Here is a 17322-nt window from a genome sequence, read left to right as displayed (position 1 = left end):
CAAAAAGCTGTGCGGTTCAGGCGGTAAGACGCGGAAGGCGCGCCTGGCTCATGAGAGCCAGGGCGACTTCTGGTAGGTCGCGGAGCCCTTCCAGGGATTGCTGACCGTCGTGAAGGTCGTGCCGTCCGAATTCAGCATGCTGATCAGCTCGGAATTGCAGAGCGCACGGCCCGCGCTTTCGAGGGACGGCCCGGTCACCAGCAGATCCGGCGTGATGCCGAGCGGCGCACCATCCTTGCGACGCAGGCTACCCATCGCGGCGCGCGCGGCCTGGTAGTTTTCGGGCGTCAGCGGCTTCGTGCTCATGAACGCGGTCTGCCAGAGCCCATAACCGGCGGCGCACCGACCGTCCACGCCCCACTCGAAGCGCTTCGCATGGAAGACGTTGTCGTCGTTCAGCGCGACCTTCGTGGTGACCACGAAGGGCCGGCGCGGCTGATAGATCATCGGCTTCAGCGGCTGCCGCGTATCGAAGAGGAACCAGGGGGCCACCGGATTGGAGCCGGGCGCGGCGATGTTGGCGTAAGCCACCGGATTTCCGCTCGCGTCATAGTTCACGTGATCGGTGTCGAAGAAGTACTGACCGTCGTAGCACTTCGTCGTCGCGCCGGCCGCGAGCGCCCGGTAGACGAGCAGGTCGGGCAGCTCTGCAGCGTTCTTCGCCAGCTGGTCGATCGCGATCTGGAAGATGCCGAACTGATCATCCTCGATGTCGTCGCGGTCGATGCCGAGCGTCTCCTCGAAGGTCTTGTTGACGATCGAGTAGGCGTTGTTGGACAGCTGATGCACGACACGGTCGCCGATCCACTCGCGGAGGCCCGGAATCTCATCCAGCTTCGGATAGACGTTCTCGCGCCCCGCGCTCGGGATCTCCATGGCGATCGTCTTGTACAGCGACGGTGCGGCCTGCAGGAACAGGTTGAACTTCAGGCTGACCATCGAGCTGAGGGACAGCATGTAGGGCGTGGAAATCTGCGGCATGATGCTCTCTCAGATCAGGACAATGGGGTTGCCGAGCTCGTCGAAGCCATCGAGGACCCCGACCTGGAGGCGCGTGTTCGAGCTGCTGCTCAGCGACACCGTCTGGTCATCGACGGCATAGACCGGAGCCCCGATGTTTGTGCCCGCTGGCGCAGCGTCGAATGGGAGCGCGATCCAGCCTCGATAGACCTCGACCAAGCCGGACCCACTCCAGGCGCCGGGTAGCGCGCCGGAGGTATTGTCCTGCTGGTGGGAGGCGACGCCCACCACCTTGACGGCCGCCGGGTTCGGGCTTGCAGCTCCGGCCGGCACGATCGTCTTGTCGCCACACAGGGCGACGATGCTGCCGCGGTAGACCTTGAAGCCGGCCTGCACGGCGTAGCCGTAGCGCCCGTGTGGCGCGACGGCCCGGAAATCCAGAACGCGATCTGCGGCGAGTGCCATTTACGCGCCCCCCTTCTTCGCCCGGCCGGCCTCGACCTGTTCCTTGGTGAGACCAAGGTTCGCGGCTGCCGTCGCATCCATGTCAGCCTGCCCGGCTTCGCCGGAGCGGCCACCCATGTGTTCAACCTTGATGCCGCCGGAGTGCAGCGACGGCATGTCGTTGATGATCCCCTGCGTGAACTCGGGATCTTTCACGAAGCGGGTGATCCACTCCTCGCGCTTCGCCGGCGGGATGGCCTTGCCGGCGGCGAGAGCCGCATTGATCGCGGCCTCGGCGGCGCCGCGGGCCAGCTTGGTCTGCAGCTCGGTCACCTGGCTCTGCAGCTGCACGACCTGGTCATTGCTGCCCGTTCGCTGCTGGAGCGCGGTGACGATGACGTCCGCCGTCGCGTCGGCCGCGGCGCCGGCGGCGGTCGCGATGCGGGAGATCTGCTGCGAATGCGTCTGCACGGTCGTGCGCGCGGCCTTCGCGGCGGCGAGGATCGCCGCCTCGTCGGCATCGGCCGGAAGACCCAAGGCCTCCCGGAGTGCGGCAAGGTTCATCGGGGCTTCCTGGCTATGAAGATGATGCGTGTTGAGGTTCGGGGCGTTCGTCAGGCTCGCCCGCACGATCTCGTTGATCGCGAGGGATTTCGGATCGACGGCGATCGCGGGCGAGATGCCGCGATAGGCCTTGTCGCCCATCAGCTTGCGGCCGGAGTTGGTCCACTCCACATGACCCCAGATGCCGTCCTGCCGGCTCTGCAGCTCGGTGATCCAGCCAACAGCCGGCGCCGGGCCGCCATTCTTCAGGGCGTGGTCGGTCGTGTGGTTCTCATCGAGGACGAGCTTGCCGCGCTTGGCGGCCGCGGCGACGATCGCCTCGGGGTTCTGCACCGAGTAAGGGCCGCGCCCGTCCACGCCGCGGAACTGGCCCGTGGGCAGAAGATGCACCCAATCCGGAGCACCTCCGGCCTCGGGCAATTCGCTGTGCGTGTGGACGATCAACATGCAGGCGAGAGTGCCCGCGCGAGAGCGGCGATATCATCCCCGTGGATACGGGGGTGCATCGACTTTTAGGGCTCTCGATTTTGGGAGGGCTGGAGCGTTTCCAGCGGGGCGGACGCTACGCTCGCCTAGGCGGGGCCGTCCACCCCGTTATTAGGTCTCTTAAACGCTCTTAAACGCGTGTTGGAAGCCTGGGGGTGGGTGAGAAATGCCTCAACGGAGCAATTCGGTGAAAAACAGGTCCACCGCGTGGAGGGTGGCGCGCCTGTCTGCCTCTCCGAAGCCCAGGAAGGGACGTGCGGGAACGGTCACCTTCCTGGCGAAGGTCACACCCTGCGCCATCCGGAAAACGAGCACCTTGCCGTTCTTGGGTTTGATGGTCGCGCCGAACTGGTGGACCGCCCCGTAAACCTTTGGCGTGCCCACCGTGACGTCACGCGAAGACGGCACGAAGGTAATGCTGCCCTGCAGGCCGCCTTCAAGGCCGAGCCCCACGAGGGTGCGCGGACCTTGCTTGACGCGCGCATAGCTCGGGTTCAGCGGCTTCCAGAAATTCCCTTGCGGATCGCGACCTTCGTTGAACCGCCGTTGCGTCGTCGAGACTAGGGACGTGCCGATCGCCGACATCAGGGGTGTCCAGTCCTGCGTCAGCTTCCGCAACTTGCCGATCGCGCGGTCGAAGTCGCGGCTGTCGAATTCGACGCGCATCTCCACGCTGGTCATCGATCGCTCCTGGATTCCGGGCTCATGCCCAGGCTATAGGTTGGTGGAATAGGCGCGGCGGAGACCACGGTGACATTCTCCCTGCCGAAGGACGTCCCTTGAGGGGACGGCCCACATGGGGTTGTGCGGGAGGCCCCGCCGCCGCGCCTACGAATTCTGATCATCCTGATGCAAGGCCCGCACCGTCCCCCAAAGGATGGTGAAGTGCATGAGCAACCGCTGCAGGGATGACGGCCGTACCCTGTGGAAATTGCCAATGGTAGCCACCGCGCCGTGCTGCCGGACGAGTGCCGAATAGGTCACGCCGGCGCGCTGGATGAGGAAGAGGCGACCCTTTCCCTGATCGAGCACCAGAGAAGGCTGCTCGATCAGCTGGGGCAGCAGCCGATATTCCGCCGAGGTGATCTCGGGATGGGTTTGAGCCTGCCGCGCCACGGTATCCGCTGAAAGCTGCACGATAGGCGCCGACATGCGTGCCGCTTGCTGAACGCCGAGCGGGACATAGCCGACGACGATTGCGCCGCTTGGCGCCTGGATGAACTGCTCCACCTCCTCGGGCGTCGCCGGCAGATTGTGGCTCGGCGCGACGGGCACCGACGGGATCGCCCGCGGCGGAATGCGGGGCGGCTTGCGCCGGCCAGTGGCCGGCGCCTGCTCGACCGGTACCGGCGATGTCACGGACGCCGGCGTCTCCGCCGACGGAAAGGTGGAGGCTTCCGGCGACGAGTTGGGCTTCTCCGGCGTGGGCTCGGGCTTAGCGCCAGGAGACCTGGGCGCCATGGGCGACGTTCCGCCGGACTCGCCGGCCCGCAGCGGAGGCCGGCCGGCACTGTCCATCCAGACCTTACCCGGGTTGTAGGCGAAGCCTGGGTCTATACCGCGCGGCACCTTGAAGACCTGGCCAGTCTTCTTGTTGGTCCAGTCGTGGAGATCGAGCGGCGGCGCCTGGTCTGGCCCATCCTTGCCCATCTCGGCCAGTTGGGGTCGGGAAATTACCTCGACATAGCAATGACACCGCCAGCCGTTCGGCGGGTAGTGCGTATTCCACCAGGGATCATCGCAGCTAAGGACGAGGCCGTTCCAAGCAACATGCTGCGGTCGAGGATTGGGGCAATTCGTGTGAACGTAGCGCCAAAAGGGAAACGCTCTCTTCGTGAAGGGTTGCGTCTGCTGCGCGTAGCGACCCGCACTGTAGGCCATGGAGAGGTTGGTCCCGTAGATGATCCGTGCGCGCCAGGCCGGGGTTCCGTTATGCACCCACCCGTGCTTTTTCACGATCTCCTCGAACGACTTCTGGAACTCCTGAAGCGTCGTGCCTTCGGCGATCGCGCGATCGACCTCCCGTCGGATGTCCTCGACAAGCGCCTCGCTTGCAGCGCCGGCGACCGTGAAGCCCCGCGCATGGGCCTCATCCATCAGGTCCGCCCAGTGCTCGCTGGTGACATTCGCCTTCTGCCGGAAGAAGGCGATGGCATCGTGAGGCTGGAGCTTGGCAGCCTGGATGATCGTGCGCGGGGCCATATTCGTCGCCTAGTAGTGGAGAGTGGTCTTCTCGATAGAGAGACCTCCGTAGGTCGCCAGAAGCCGCACATCTTCCAGCTCCAGAAAGATCTCGGCCACGCCGCTCGTGTCCTGTGCCGCCACCAATCCTGCTAGAATTATGTTTTCAAGCTGGTCCAAGTTTTTCCGGTAACGATCATATGTCGCGCGGCTATGCACCTCATGGGAGCCCCCGCGGGGATAGAGAGAAAGCCAGCTTTGATACTCTTCCGCGAGCTTTTTCACGGCCGCTTTGGCCAGAGACTGTGCTTTAAGAGGAGACATTTTGACTATCATCGGAATGTCCTCAGGCTAACGGAATATCGAGATATTGGATGAGGACTTGGCAGTCATCTTCCGAGAGAGAAACCTTCGGATCGCCTCCATTGTCTAGAAGGGCGATCAATGCACAACCTTCCATCAGCTTGAGAAGCCCATGATGGTCACGGCGCAATCCGCGTCCTTCACGCTCTTCGCGATCCGCATGATTTCTCAGTGCGAGTTTCACGAGATCCATCGCCTTTCCGGCGCCAATAATCGCATGCATCTGCTCGACTCCTTTCAGGAGAGACGATGATCTAGCGAAATCAACGCCCCGTCCAGCAATCAAGAAGGCGGCGATGCAGCGCGCCTTCTGCCGGCCTCGGTCACCCTGATGTGCCCCTTCACCACCTCGGCGAGACGACGCCGCACCAAGCGGCGCAGGGACGGATAAAGCGTTAAGAAGGGCTCGGCCTGGGGCACCGTTCCCGCCGCAAGCACCTGCAGTAAACGCCACTGCTCCGGGGTCAGAGGTTTACCCATGGCGAGGAAGCGTCGCCGCCTGCGCCTGGATCAGCGCGGCTTCCAGCTCGGCGGCCGCGATCGGCTCACCCGCCTCCCAGTCCTCGAAGAGGAAGCGGCCAAACGCTTCCGTCTCGCTGCTGCAGCTGAACTTCCGGGATCTCCACATGGTCAGCACAAACTCGGCCGCGATCGGCGGCTCCATCCAGTAGCCGTTCCAGCACCAATTCCCGATCCACTCGCGGGAACCCTTCACCGGAAAGACCTGGCGTCGGATGCGGATGGCATCCTTTAGCTCGGTCAGCTTGGGGCCATGCAGGAAGTTGCGAGCTTCGAATTCCCCTAGGCCATCCGGGAGTGCGAACATGTTCGCACGGCCGACAAACTGCCCGTTGTTGGGATCATTGCAGGCGATGTCGATCCGGACCCCCTGGCGCAAGACCTTCCGATGGGCGAGAGGCAGCAGCCGACGCGCGCCTTTGCGCCCCTCAAGGCTGCTCACCTGCCGCCTCCTGCACCAGTGCGGCCTGCCCGGCGAGGTTCGCCACCAGGATGCCGGCGGTCATCGCGTCCGCGAATTCCTGGCTGTTGAGCTTCAGCCCATGCAGCTTGGCCGCCATTTCGTGGAGATCGCTCGCGCCTTCCACCACGGTTCTGACCTGGTCCGTCAGCCCCTGCAGCGCGCCCTGGGCATCGCGCGCCAGGCTGTCTGTCAGCTGGGTGATGACGGTGGGGTCCAGATCCTGGGTCTGACGCTCGACGAGCGAACGGATTTGGGCATGGAGCTGCAAGGGGTCCTCCGTTGCTTTGGGCGGCTGGACATTGGGCGGCACTTCCTCGGGCGGCTCCTGCGCCGGAGCCGGCTGCTGAGGGGGCAGCAACGCGATGTCACCGCTTCCGGTGCGCACGCGGGCCTGGAGCGGGTTCGGCTGGGTCATGGGCGGATTGGGCGCCACGCGGCCGCCGACAACCTCGTCACCCTCGTCTGGCTCGCTAAGGTTCAGCCGCTCGCGGATCTCGCTGGCCTTGACCTTCAGCCCCTGCGGCCCGAGCCACTGGAGCGCGGTCGTCAGATCCTTGATCTCCGCTTCGTCCGGCCGGCCGATCTCGCAGGTCGGATAGACCGCTTGCTCGCCGAAGTTGAAGGCGATGATAGCCGCGAAAAGCTGGCGGGTGACGGTGCGGGACAAGCGCCGCGCATCGTAGCGCTCGATGTCCTCCTGGACGAGACGGTGGGTCTGGCCGGCCGCGTGGCTGCCGGGGTTCGCATCCGTCGTGGCAGTCTGGCCCAGGACGAGCTTCGAGACCTGTTTGTCCAGCCAGTCGGCGCGCTTCTCGTAGACCTCGGCCGCGGCCGTCAGATTGCCGTTCTCGACGAACTCAATCTCCATCGACTTCGGGATGATCGCTGCCGCGTCGCCGGCGATGCGGGAGACGGCCGACCACAGCACGTCACGATCGGACTCGCTGGAATCGGGGCCGTAGCGGCCAACGCGCATGGGCGCGCCGTAGTTCTGCACGAACACGGCCCAGTCGCGCAGCGTGAAGCTCTTATACATCCAAGCGAACATGGCGACCCGCGCCAGGCCCGAACGCATCAGAAGGCCAGATCTGTCCGGATGCCGATGCACCACGAACTTGTGGGGTTCCATCTCCACGTAGCCCGTGCTGTCGCGGATCAGGACGGTGTCGCCATCATAATAGTTGATCTCGAACCACCTCTGCGGGCGATACGTCAGGCACTTCGGCAGGATCGCCTTAGGCGTGATGTCCCAGTCGATCTCGAGTACCGAATAGCCCTTCGAGATCGCATCGAGCATGTCGAAGAGGGCGTCCTCGAGGACGCCATTTTTGATCCAGTCCCGTAGGAACTCGGCATGCTTCTCATGCTCGGGGTCTTCGGAGGCGGCGTTGATCGTCAAAGGCAGCTGGCAGACGGCCCGCCGGCGGGTTGCGAGGACCGCCGCATAGTGCGGGTCCCGCTCCTCGATGTCCTCGGCCAGTTCCTGAAACGCCAGGCTGTTGCCCTGGTCCGCGGCCGACAGGATTGCGGCCAGGCGCCCTGGCGTCAGTCCCCAGGCGGGATGCGCGCCAATGACCGGCCGGCCGCCCGCGATGGTCGGGGCGGCCTGGTCCTGCTTCAGCTTGGCGATGTCAGCCGAGCTGATCGGGTTGCCGTGCTGGTCAATAAGCTGCGCCATCGTCGCGCCTTCAGTCGTGGGTGATGGTTTCGAGGTCAGGGCCACCGCAGCGAGGGCATTCCACCGGCTCTTCATCCGGTGAACCGATCCAATCGCAGGCCGGGCAGACCCACTCCTTCAGATGGTTCTCACCGGCCTCTAATTCGGCTCTGAGATGGTGGGGCGTCGGCACTGGCGGCAGGCTCATGGAAGGGTTCCTTCTTGGAGAGCGTGAGACAGCGCTTCCTGCAGCGTGCGGGACAGCTTGGGGCCAAACTGCTGGCACATGCGACAGAGGCGCTGGTTTCCAAAATGCACGGCAGAATAGACCTGTGACGCGCAGCCCAAACATTCGAACCGGTGTCCCATGACGGGTGGCCGGCGGCCGTCCAGGTTGATGATCTCCGCGGTCATATGCTGCCTCGCAGCTCGCGGTGCCGGCGCGGCCGGCGATCGTCGTCATCGTCGGGCCGGTCGTAGCGGCGCTCTGCCGGTCCATCCAGCGCCGGCGCGCGGTTGCTGGCGCGGTAGTCGTATTCCTCGGGCTCTGCACGCGATGCCGCGAAGGCAAGTGCCGCCGCGATCGCCGCGTCGCCGTGGCGGGAAGCGCCCTCATCGGTGCGGGTCCGCTCCGGCACGCGCGCCACGCCGCGCACCAGGCGCAGGTTGCGCAGATCGTCGATGACATCCCGATCCTTGGGCAGGCTGAAGTTGTCATCCTCGATCGCCGCCTTCATCGGGGGCATATTCTCGCGATACCAGGGCTCGCTGAGGTTTATCAGCTGGATGCGCTCGCCGAAGCGCTGCTGCGCGACCTCGGCGAGGTAGGCGCCATTGCCGCCGGCATCCATAGCGCCGGCGCGGAGACGGGGGACGCGGTCCAGAAGCCAAAAAAGGATCTGCCTCTGCTGTTCGAAGGGGATATTGCGCAGCTCGACGATGATGCGCGTGCGGCGTGAGAGATCGCGGCAGATCGCGAGCAACCAGATCACCGTCAGATCGATGATGCGGCCGAAGTCCTCGCCGAAGGCATGCGGCTCATCCTGGAGCTGGGCCACCACCGGCCCGAGGTTGTCTTCGCACCAGGCGCGCGTAACCGCGAGGCGGATCTCCTCGGGCTGTAGTTTGAAGGAGGTCGGCTGCTCCCATCGTAGCACCGGCACATCAGGAACGGTGCGCGCTTCAAGCAACGTCCCCGGAAGATAGGCGCCGGTGGACGGGTTGGGGATGACGTTAAGCTCTTCGTCGGCGTTGTCTGCATAGATGGCGAGGATCTTGGCCCGCCATGCCTCCTCGCCCTCGGGCGTCCACTCAACACCCTGCGTCAGGCAGACACGGCGGTAGAGGCCTTGCTCTACCGCTTCATCGAAGGTCAGGCGCCCCACGAAATACGGCAGCTTGCCCGAGCGAATGTCGTTGATCAGGACGTTGAACTCGTTGGTGTCACCGTTATGGGTGCTGATGACGAGGACCTTGCCGCCCCAGATAAGGAAAGCCAAGGCGGCCTTCAAAGCCCCCTTCAGATCGTCCATGAAAGCGGCCTCGTCGAGAATGACGAGGCCTTGCTTGCCGCGCAAAGCACGAGGCACGGATGGAAGGGCGATTACCTCAAAACCTGATGCAAACCTGATCCGAAACGCGGCGATGTCTCGTTCCGGATGATCTGGGTCGCGCCAAACGAACTCTTCAACGGCCCCTGCCGCGAGCTGAAAGACTTTCGCCCACATCGCGACATAGTCGATGAACTCGCGCGTCATGTCGCGCTCGTAACCCATATACATCACGTCCATGCCGCCGGCGCTTTTAGCGGCCGCCGCGTAGGACGCCGCCGGCGCCGCTGCTGCCCAGCTGAAACCGGTGCGCCGGCTCTTTTCCCAGGCGCAGACGTCATTGATATCCAGCTGGTGCCACATCTCCTGCTGATAAGGCAGGAAGACACTCGGCAGATCGACGTCCGGCGGAACGGGTATCATGCCCGATCTCGCTTCACGCCAAATACCCCCGCCTTGATCTCCTCAATGATGTCGCGGCTCAGGCCGCGCTCGCGGGCAACTGCTTCCACCCGAGATGCAGCTTCCTTCTTCACCCGCGCCTCGGTGCGCAGCTCCAGCTCTCGGGTGAAGGCCTCATTGGTCCGGCTGGCCTTGGTCAGATGATCCATGGCCTTTGCCAGCAGCATCATCCCCATGGGATTGCCGTTGACGGCCGCCTTGCCGTCTTCGTCGATGTCTTCCCCACCTGACGCGCGCAGCTGCACGTCGAGCAGCATCGAATGGAGCAATTCGATGTTGGCGCGGGCCGCCATGCTCTCCGGCGCATCGCCCATCTCGCGCACGAGTGCCGAGGCCACGTCGCGGGAGCGCCGGGCCTTTTCCGCCATCGCGTCCAGCCCCTTGATGTGGCGCCCAAGGGCGGACCGGCTGGGGGCGCGGCCGTACAGGGCGCGCAGGTGCTCCAAGATGCGATCGATGGTGACGCCCTGAATCCGGAGGCGGCTGATCTCGCTCCGGATCTCATCAGGCATCTGGTCGATGGAGCTGGGCCGGCTCATGCTGCGTTACCGCGGCGCCGGGCGGGCCACGCCAGGGTGCGGCGTGCCGTTGGCGACATCCAGGCCCTTTTCCGTCAGGTGCAGCAACCACAGCTCGCCGATCGAGGTGGGCAGCTTCTCGACACGCGCCAAGAGATGCGTCTCCAGGTAGAGCGCTTCGTCCCGAAGCTGATCACTCGACAGGTTGTGACCGATATGCTCCAGCATCATCCGGAGCGACCGCTCATTCAGCGCGTAACCGGGGTCCTCCTTCAGGCACGCCAGCATCATGCGGCGGCGATCGCGCGCGAGGACTTCTCCGAGGCTCATAGCATGCCCTTTGCTTTCTCAATGGCCGCTTCGAAAATCAGCGCCAGATGGTGTTCGATCTTTTGAAGCGATCCTGCGACCGCTCGCGTCTCAACCCTGATCCCCGCCATCTCGGCGTTCATTGTGGCCATGCGCCCACTGATGAGCGCCATGTCGCTTTCAAGGCGCGTCACGCGAGGCTCAATTGCCCTGCGTGCCAGCAGCAGCCAGAGGAATCCCCCGTTGATGACCAGTAGCAAAAACAGCAGCGCCACGATCAACGCGCGGAATTCCTCATGGCTCATGGCCGTGCCTCCTCTGCAGCGGCCTGGCATTCAACGCAAAGACGCGCACCGGGAACCGCCTGGCGCCTCGCCTCAGGGATGTCTTCGCCGCAGTTGCGGCATGTAAGCGCGGCGGCCGCCGACTGCACCGGGCGCACCGCTCGGTGGAGAGCGGAAGCCCGATACAGTTCTTCGGCACGCTGCGCCTGGTCAGCCTCGTCCATCAGATGGCCGGCTGCTGCACCGCGGCCGGGGCGACCTGTTCCGAAGTCTGCGTCTCGACCGTAGCTTTGGCGGCGGCGCCGGCGGCCGCGCCACTGACGAGGTTGGCGACCGTGTCCACGCCGCTCTTCAGCTCGGAAATGGCCCCAGTGACAGCGGCGTCCCCGGCGACGGGCGCAGCGGCCGCCGCGGCAGCAGTCGCGGCCCCGGCGACCGAGGCGGCGGTCAGGCCACCGGTGGCCACCTTGCCGAGGGTGGTGATGGCATGCGTGAGCAGCGTCTCGGTGCTGACCGTTCCGCTGGACGTCGCGGTAGCCGGCGCGGCCGAAACCATGGCGGGCGCCAGCACCTTGCCGACTTCGCCTTTGAGCATCGAGCCCAGCAGATCCTCGCCCGCGCCCAGGAGGGCCACGTCGTTGGGGAAGCGCTCCTGCACCTTCTTCACGCCGTCCGCGACACCGGCCGCGAGCACCGTCTTGGCATCCGCGCCGGTGCCGAGCAGCGGAGCGACGTCCATGGCGATCTCGCCGGCGAGGCGCCCCATGCCGGCGGTGACGCGTGAGAGAGCAGCGAAGGCCACATCGTCCTTCGTCTTTGCCGACATCGCGGCAGCCCAGGAGGCTACGCTCTTACCCGCGACCGCGGCGCCGACGAGGGCGCCAACGCCGAGCCAGGGCGCGACCGCAACCGCAATCGAGTTCAAAACTGACATGCGTCAGGGTTCCTGTTTGGAGAGGGTGATGAGGGGGGATTGCATGGCGCCTACGCCGCCGCCTTGGCGGCGCCAGCGTTGTCGTTCGAAGGAGACCCAGCGGCGGACAGCACCAGGCGCACGGCGCTGATCGGGAGAGAGCAGAGACGCCGAGCCCAACCGCCGCCGTAGGTGGGCCAGGTCGGAAGAGCGGCCATCAGAAGCAGGCGCCGCGCCTGGAATTCGATGCTGATGGCATCAACGCCGGACTTGGCGAGCGCGGCCGAGATGGCTGCCGCCGTCTGCGTGCCGTAAAGACCATCCGCCGTGGCGCCCACAGAGGCCTGCAGCAACTTGATCGCGGCAGCCACGCCATTATTCACGGCCGCGTCGAAGACGAGCGCCGCAAGCTGGATCGGCAGCGCATCACCGTTGACCTTGTCGTAGTAGAGCGTGCGGTAGATCTGCTTTGCCTGATCCAGGGTCAGATTGGCGATATCGAGCGTCGGGAAGGCTCCGGCGGAAATGCCATATTTGGTGCCGACGAGCTTGCCGACGCCGATCTGGCCGCCCGTCCAGTTCATGCGATCATTGCGGTCGAGCGAGAGGCCGCCCTCAATGTTCAGCGTGATCGGAACGATCTGGTTGAATTGGTCCGACGCCATGGTGCCCTCGCGTGAGGACACATCATTCGCATCATCGTGAAATGAGATTCATCCCCGCGGATACGGGGGTGTCAGTCCAGCTTCAGAGACAGCTGCTTGATCGAGAGGGCCATGGCGCGATCGCCACGCGTGCGCGAAGCGTCCTCGCGCGCCCTCTGCAATATCCTCTCTACCGAGGAGACATCAATACCCAGCCGGCGGGCGATCTTAGAATGGGAAAGGCCCTGCTCACGCAGAACCTGGACGCGCCAGGGCTTGCACGAGGGTATGCGCATGTAAATGCCACCATACTCTCGTGAAAGCTCTGCCGCTGCCGACTGGTCGAATTTGGCGACGACCGCGCTCACGCCCTTCTCAGGGCTTTCCGTGATGTAGGTGCGGGTGCCCGCAAACTCCTCGATCACGGCGAGCGCGGCATTCTCGCCGGCAATCTCGACAAGCCACGCGATCTGCGCGGGAGGGATGGGACGATCAGGCATTCGCGGCGATCGTCCCAGGGATATTCGAGATCACGATCTTCGGGGTCTCGACGTGACCTTTCTTCATCTCCCGCTGCATGATCACCGAGCGGGAGATGACGATCGCGCACTCACCATCGCGCTTCTTCCAGACGAACCGGATGCGCCATGATCCATCCGTGCGCGGCCGCGCGATCGCTTTGGCTGCCAGCGTGAAACCCTCGCCCTTCAGATCGTCATGGTAGGCGAGCAGACCACCGCCGAGCAGGCCGAAGGCGTCGAGCGACGTCACTTTGGGCAGCAGCGACTTCTTCCGGCGGCGCATCAGAACGTCCCTCCGGTCGCCCCGCGCACGATGCCGGCGCCGTCGAGCAAGCTGTCGAGCTCGGCGCGGATCGCCTCTTCGGGAGTCTCGGCTTGGGCGAAGGACAGGTCCGCATTCCAGTCCACCTGAAGGCCGAGCATCTCGGCCAGAGCGGTCACTGTGGCGAGCGCGCCGCCCATCCAGACCCAGACGAGGGGATGGTCGATGGCCGGAGATGGAGCAGCGCTGCAATCCTGGGCACGGCTCCAGGGTGCGCAGGCATCGAACACGGCCTGCCGCGCAGCCTCAGCCGTCTGCCGCTCGATCGCCGGTAGAATGATCCCTTCGGCATAGGCCACGGCCTTGGCCTGCAGCTCGGCCATGTTGATCGGATGACCACCCTTCCCGGCGGTCTCGCGCTTCAACGAGAGAGCGTTGCGGATCGAAGCCGCGATCGCGTAGCGGAGCTGATCCTCGCTCATGCTGATTTCCTCGCGTTTTGACGCTCACGGCCGAGCCAGGACTTGAGGCCTTCGATCACGCGGTTTGCTTCCGCACCGGTCAGGAACTCGGGGGTCTCTTTCCCCGTCTGGCGCCGCACGAAGGCACGGAGCGCCTTGTCCTTATCCTCCACCGTGACGAAGGCCTTTAGGTCGTTCCAGACGGCGTAGATCATCCGAACATGCGGCTTGTGGCTGATGCGGGCAGCCTTCGGCTTCCAGCCCATCCTCCGGAACTCGGTCAGCACCTGGTCCAGTTGCGCGTCGCTGCACGCCGCGGCGCTGGTGACACCGGCGACCCTCTCCAGGACCGCACGATAATCGTCCTCGCTGCGGAACAGCTCCTTGCGGGCGATATGCGCCTTCGCAAGCATGGCGCGGCGTTTCGGGCTCATGACCGCGCTCCGGCGTTCAGCGGGTCGCCGGGCCGGCTCACGTCCATCGCCACGACGGCCAGGACGGCTAGCTCTTCGACCTGCGTCATGGGCGGGCAATGCGGGCACGGGCGACCCTCCTGGCAAAGCCCGGTGTCGCACCGCAACCAGCTGAGAGAGAGGACGCCTTTTTCCTCATCCGGGAGCAGCGTGTATTCGAGGGTTCGGTTCTGGCCACGGAACAGGAACGGTGTCGCATAGATGGGAACGAAGGTATCCGATCCGACTTCCTTGGCAATGACCTGGACCTGGCTCGAACCGTTTGTGGTGTCTTCGTTGTCGTTCACAGGTGCGCCTCCAGGTCGAAAGTTGATCCCGGTGGGGTCTTCGTCGGTCTCCGGAATTGATGATCCATCTGCATGGTCATCAGCGCCACCGACTGGGCATTCAAGCGGACATTCTTGGTTAGGTTGAGGTCGATCCGACCTTCGAGCAGCGCGACGCCCAGCAGGATCATCGCGTTGTCCATGTCCCGGCGCGCATCCAGGATCATCTTGCCGAGTTCGAAGAGGCTCTTCTGTTCCATCACGCGCCCTCCCCATCCTGATGCGGAGCCTTCTGACGGGTAACCGGGCCGCCCCACTGAAAGGCCGCTCGTAGACCCGTCAGCGGGCCACAGCAGTCGAGAATTGCGCAGGCTTCGAACTCGATCGACGCCACGGCAACCGAATGATCGAGCATGCGGACGCGGACGGTTTCGAGGTAGGGAGCCAAAGCGCCAAGGGCTTCGACATGCGCCTGCAGTTGCTCCAGCTCGATGGCCGGCACCACGGCCACCTCTGGGGAGATAGGATTGGTCTGTGACGCGGGGGCGTATTGCGCCTCCCCTGGCCCTTCTCCCCGGCCGGTCGCGAGCCAATCGACTGTAACACCACAGGCTTCGGCGAGTGCGACTAGGGCTGACGTGGGCATGTCACGACTGGATAAGTAGTCGCTTAACGTGCGACCCGGAATGCCTGAGCGATCCGCGATCGCCTTGTGCCCGCCAGCATTGGAAACTGCTTTCCTGAGGCGGTTTCTCCGCAACTTTATCTGATCGTTCATCACACCCTCGCCACGTCGAGGGGGATCTGGACGAAGTCCTTGTCGGGCGCGGATCGCTTGTAGAGGCGGACATATTCCTTGCTGCTTTGAACGCGCACGGCCTCGCTGATCGCGTCCATCGCTCGCTTCCATCGATCATCCGCGATGTCCAGCTTCCGCAGCCCCAGGATGCGATCGACATTCAGCTTTCCCGCCTTCCCGACCTGGAAGACGTCCTCGATCAGCGTGCGCACCTCCTTGCGGCTGCCCTCGGTCCAATCACGCAGGCACTCATCGATGAGGCCTTTCGCGATCTGCAGCTCGGGACCAAAGGTGAGGCTGTCGCCGATCGCGATCTGGAGGCGCATGAGGCCGTTATAGGAGCTGAGGGTGATATTGCCCTTCTGGCCACCCCGAGCCGCGCCATACTGCTGCGCGAGGATCTCCACGTAGGCTTTCACACGCTCCGCGGTCTCCTCGCGGAAGACATGCAGCGCCCTTGAGAGGCCTTCGGCGTGTTCGATCACCTCGCGGACCAATTCGTCTTCAAGCAAATGCTGCGGCTTGACCGCGTCGAGCGGCACGAGGCGCCCCTGACTGTCCTGCAGGTAGCCGGTGGGAGTGGTCATCATGCCCTCTCAGAATGACCGCGGCGGAAAAGCGCCCGGCGGGTGAAAGTCGCTTCGGAAGGGAACTGCGGTTTGGCTGTCATCGGATCAGGCCCATCCAGGCCGGCCTCAATGAGATCGGCGACGGAGACGCCGAGAGCCATGGCCCGCCGCTTCATGACGGCCGCGAACGATCCAACCACGATGACCGCGTCAGCCGGCACCGGCGGGATGTCGAGTTCGCCAGTGGCTGAAGAAGGCATCGGGTTCACCAGGTCGGGTGATAGGCGCACCAAGCGCCCCGTCAGCAGCTCCACGGTGAACATGATCGTGGTGCCACCCCAGACCGAGCGGCGGATCACCTTGCCCACCCTGCAGCTGCCGGAAATGGCGCCGGGCTTGATGACGCCGGTCCAGACCGGCTGCTCGTCGATTTCTCGAATCATGCGATCCTCCCGAGTTTCGGGACCCGCACCGTCCTGGCAGACGGAATGTGGTCGTAGATGTGCTTGAGATCGGCGCCATTGAGGCCGAGCAGGGCGGTTGCCTCAATGAAGCAGCCGGCACTGGCGTCATGATCGAAGAGAAGACAGTTAATGATGGTGACGACGGCGCGGCCGCGGCGCGTCTCCGGCTGGGCCACGCGGTTCATGCCTCGACCCCCAGCAAGTTCCGCCAAGCTTTGCTAAGCTGCTTCTCAGTCGGTTCTGAGGCCCCGCTCTCTTCGGCGGCCATCTTTGCGATGCGGAGGGCCTTCGTCATGCTGCGGAGCGCGCCCGGCTCGCGAGCGATTTCTTCAGCCCGCCGCCGCACTTCTGTATTGGTGAGATTCCAGGCATCGAGCAACTTGCCCACATCTCCCTTGGCAGGCACGGGACGGTTCACTCGGAAGCCAACGCGAGAGAAGAGCTGGGCGTATTTTTCGGAACGATCCTTGCTGTCCATGAGGTTCTTGACGGTGGCATTGCCGGCAAGCGCCACGCCGACATTCGCGAGATCGAAGATCGCTCGCAGTTGCTCTAGGGCATCGATTTGCAGGTGCTGCGCCTCGTCAACGATCACCAAACCGGACGTTCCGGTAAGCCGCTTGATGATATGTGCCGACAGACGAGAAGAGTGCGCTCGACCATAGGTCGGAAGAGCAAGCACATCGGCCAGTTCGGCGAGCAACGCCTTCGCGGTGCGCATGCTTGGATTGGCCGTCACCAGCCAAACGTTGGAGTTGTTCTGCGCATAGGCGGCGCAGGCTTCAGTTTTGCCCACACCAGGCGCGCCCGTGATGACAATGATATCGGGAATGTGCTGAGCAAACTCCAGCGCATCCATAATTGCTTCTGCAGTGGGTGTCATGATGAAACCCGGAGCGACAGCGATGCCCGTGCGTTTCCGAGTTTTTCCGTTCTGGGCACTCAGCCAAGGCCGTAGCCGATCTGCGATGTTCTCGTTCCGACCGTTGTAGGTGCCTTTGACGAAGGCGGCCAAGGTGCCATAGGGCACGCTGCTTTCCTCCGAGATCGTGCGGACCGAGATGCCGCCCGCGATCGCAGCGTTAATCGCCGTGCGAACATCATCGACATCCTCGGATGCCTTAGAATTTTGTCTTGCAGCTTCTGTTGAGGCGCTCATATGCTTGTGCTCTTCTTATGTTGGTAGGTCT

General features: G+C 64.2%; 28 protein-coding genes. All 28 read right to left on the bottom strand.

Features of this window, described 5'->3' with window-relative positions; all coding sequences use genetic code 11:
* Positions 1-48: 48 nt before the first annotated feature.
* Positions 49-981: a Mu-like prophage major head subunit gpT family protein gene (locus tag ACYQ6W_RS17895; protein ID WP_459677191.1), complete on the bottom strand. Its 933-nt coding sequence runs from the start codon at positions 979-981 to the stop codon at positions 49-51.
* Between the two features lie 9 nt (positions 982-990).
* Complete coding sequence (locus tag ACYQ6W_RS17890; protein WP_459677190.1) at positions 991-1425, bottom strand: hypothetical protein; 435 nt, start codon at positions 1423-1425, stop codon at positions 991-993.
* Positions 1426-2415, bottom strand: coding sequence for a phage protease (locus ACYQ6W_RS17885; protein ID WP_459677188.1), 990 nt, complete (start codon positions 2413-2415; stop codon positions 1426-1428).
* Positions 2416-2625: 210 nt separating this feature from the next.
* The gene (locus ACYQ6W_RS17880) at positions 2626-3135 is read right to left on the bottom strand and encodes a phage virion morphogenesis protein (protein ID WP_459677186.1); all 510 of its coding nucleotides are present in this window, start codon (positions 3133-3135) and stop codon (positions 2626-2628) included.
* Between the two features lie 147 nt (positions 3136-3282).
* Positions 3283-4656 (bottom strand): phage head morphogenesis protein, encoded by a 1374-nt coding sequence (locus ACYQ6W_RS17875; RefSeq protein ID WP_459677184.1) that lies wholly within the window; start codon positions 4654-4656, stop codon positions 3283-3285.
* A gap of 9 nt (positions 4657-4665) precedes the next feature.
* Entirely contained in the window at positions 4666-4971 is a 306-nt protein-coding gene (locus ACYQ6W_RS17870) for a hypothetical protein (RefSeq protein ID WP_459677183.1), read from the bottom strand.
* Positions 4972-4981: 10 nt separating this feature from the next.
* Entirely contained in the window at positions 4982-5221 is a 240-nt protein-coding gene (locus ACYQ6W_RS17865) for a hypothetical protein (protein ID WP_459677181.1), read from the bottom strand.
* 249 nt (positions 5222-5470) lie between these two features.
* Positions 5471-5959 (bottom strand): hypothetical protein, encoded by a 489-nt coding sequence (locus tag ACYQ6W_RS17860; protein WP_459677180.1) that lies wholly within the window; start codon positions 5957-5959, stop codon positions 5471-5473.
* The gene (locus tag ACYQ6W_RS17855) at positions 5946-7658 is read right to left on the bottom strand and encodes a DUF935 domain-containing protein (RefSeq protein WP_459677179.1); all 1713 of its coding nucleotides are present in this window, start codon (positions 7656-7658) and stop codon (positions 5946-5948) included. The genes ACYQ6W_RS17860 and ACYQ6W_RS17855 overlap by 14 nt, the downstream gene beginning before the upstream one ends.
* 10 nt (positions 7659-7668) lie before the next feature.
* On the bottom strand, positions 7669-7845 hold the full coding sequence (locus ACYQ6W_RS17850; protein ID WP_459677177.1) for a hypothetical protein: 177 nt from the start codon (positions 7843-7845) through the stop codon (positions 7669-7671).
* 202 nt (positions 7846-8047) lie between these two features.
* Positions 8048-9550 carry a hypothetical protein gene (locus ACYQ6W_RS17845; protein ID WP_459677176.1) on the bottom strand — a complete coding sequence of 501 codons (1503 nt, stop codon included), beginning with the start codon at positions 9548-9550 and terminating at the stop codon, positions 8048-8050.
* 56 nt (positions 9551-9606) lie between these two features.
* Positions 9607-10188: a phage protein Gp27 family protein gene (locus ACYQ6W_RS17840; RefSeq protein ID WP_459677174.1), complete on the bottom strand. Its 582-nt coding sequence runs from the start codon at positions 10186-10188 to the stop codon at positions 9607-9609.
* A 6-nt stretch (positions 10189-10194) separates the two neighbouring features.
* Positions 10195-10497: a VpaChn25_0724 family phage protein gene (locus tag ACYQ6W_RS17835; RefSeq protein WP_459677172.1), complete on the bottom strand. Its 303-nt coding sequence runs from the start codon at positions 10495-10497 to the stop codon at positions 10195-10197.
* Positions 10494-10781, bottom strand: a complete 288-nt coding sequence (locus ACYQ6W_RS17830; protein ID WP_459677171.1) for a hypothetical protein — start codon at positions 10779-10781, stop codon at positions 10494-10496. Before ACYQ6W_RS17830 ends, ACYQ6W_RS17835 begins: the two co-directional genes overlap by 4 nt.
* The gene (locus ACYQ6W_RS17825) at positions 10778-10984 is read right to left on the bottom strand and encodes a TraR/DksA C4-type zinc finger protein (protein WP_459677170.1); all 207 of its coding nucleotides are present in this window, start codon (positions 10982-10984) and stop codon (positions 10778-10780) included. The genes ACYQ6W_RS17830 and ACYQ6W_RS17825 overlap by 4 nt, the downstream gene beginning before the upstream one ends.
* On the bottom strand, positions 10984-11694 hold the full coding sequence (locus ACYQ6W_RS17820; protein WP_459677168.1) for a hypothetical protein: 711 nt from the start codon (positions 11692-11694) through the stop codon (positions 10984-10986). Before ACYQ6W_RS17820 ends, ACYQ6W_RS17825 begins: the two co-directional genes overlap by 1 nt.
* Before the next feature lie 50 nt (positions 11695-11744).
* Positions 11745-12338, bottom strand: a complete 594-nt coding sequence (locus tag ACYQ6W_RS17815; RefSeq protein ID WP_459677167.1) for a glycosyl hydrolase 108 family protein — start codon at positions 12336-12338, stop codon at positions 11745-11747.
* Between the two features lie 71 nt (positions 12339-12409).
* A complete protein-coding gene (locus tag ACYQ6W_RS17810; RefSeq protein WP_459677166.1) occupies positions 12410-12817 on the bottom strand; it encodes a sigma factor-like helix-turn-helix DNA-binding protein in 408 nt (135 codons plus the stop codon).
* The gene (locus tag ACYQ6W_RS17805) at positions 12810-13121 is read right to left on the bottom strand and encodes a hypothetical protein (RefSeq protein ID WP_459677165.1); all 312 of its coding nucleotides are present in this window, start codon (positions 13119-13121) and stop codon (positions 12810-12812) included. The genes ACYQ6W_RS17810 and ACYQ6W_RS17805 overlap by 8 nt, the downstream gene beginning before the upstream one ends.
* On the bottom strand, positions 13121-13582 hold the full coding sequence (locus ACYQ6W_RS17800) for a hypothetical protein (protein ID WP_459677163.1): 462 nt from the start codon (positions 13580-13582) through the stop codon (positions 13121-13123). Before ACYQ6W_RS17800 ends, ACYQ6W_RS17805 begins: the two co-directional genes overlap by 1 nt.
* A complete protein-coding gene (locus tag ACYQ6W_RS17795) occupies positions 13579-13995 on the bottom strand; it encodes a phage protein GemA/Gp16 family protein (protein ID WP_459677162.1) in 417 nt (138 codons plus the stop codon). Before ACYQ6W_RS17795 ends, ACYQ6W_RS17800 begins: the two co-directional genes overlap by 4 nt.
* A complete protein-coding gene (locus ACYQ6W_RS17790) occupies positions 13992-14321 on the bottom strand; it encodes a hypothetical protein (RefSeq protein ID WP_459677160.1) in 330 nt (109 codons plus the stop codon). The genes ACYQ6W_RS17795 and ACYQ6W_RS17790 overlap by 4 nt, the downstream gene beginning before the upstream one ends.
* Positions 14318-14560: a hypothetical protein gene (locus ACYQ6W_RS17785; protein ID WP_459677158.1), complete on the bottom strand. Its 243-nt coding sequence runs from the start codon at positions 14558-14560 to the stop codon at positions 14318-14320. Before ACYQ6W_RS17785 ends, ACYQ6W_RS17790 begins: the two co-directional genes overlap by 4 nt.
* Positions 14560-15078: a helix-turn-helix domain-containing protein gene (locus ACYQ6W_RS17780; RefSeq protein ID WP_459677156.1), complete on the bottom strand. Its 519-nt coding sequence runs from the start codon at positions 15076-15078 to the stop codon at positions 14560-14562. The genes ACYQ6W_RS17785 and ACYQ6W_RS17780 overlap by 1 nt, the downstream gene beginning before the upstream one ends.
* Entirely contained in the window at positions 15078-15686 is a 609-nt protein-coding gene (locus tag ACYQ6W_RS17775; protein ID WP_459677155.1) for a DUF3164 family protein, read from the bottom strand. Before ACYQ6W_RS17775 ends, ACYQ6W_RS17780 begins: the two co-directional genes overlap by 1 nt.
* The gene (locus tag ACYQ6W_RS17770; protein ID WP_459677154.1) at positions 15686-16111 is read right to left on the bottom strand and encodes a hypothetical protein; all 426 of its coding nucleotides are present in this window, start codon (positions 16109-16111) and stop codon (positions 15686-15688) included. Before ACYQ6W_RS17770 ends, ACYQ6W_RS17775 begins: the two co-directional genes overlap by 1 nt.
* Positions 16108-16317, bottom strand: a complete 210-nt coding sequence (locus ACYQ6W_RS17765; protein WP_459677153.1) for a hypothetical protein — start codon at positions 16315-16317, stop codon at positions 16108-16110. The genes ACYQ6W_RS17770 and ACYQ6W_RS17765 overlap by 4 nt, the downstream gene beginning before the upstream one ends.
* Positions 16314-17291, bottom strand: coding sequence for an AAA family ATPase (locus ACYQ6W_RS17760; RefSeq protein ID WP_459677151.1), 978 nt, complete (start codon positions 17289-17291; stop codon positions 16314-16316). Before ACYQ6W_RS17760 ends, ACYQ6W_RS17765 begins: the two co-directional genes overlap by 4 nt.
* Between the last annotated feature and the right edge of the window lie 31 nt (positions 17292-17322).

The organism is Acidisoma sp. 7E03, from assembly GCF_054665075.1.
The sequence above is the reverse complement of the archived record's forward strand: the minus strand, read 5'-3'. Positions and strand labels throughout refer to the sequence as shown.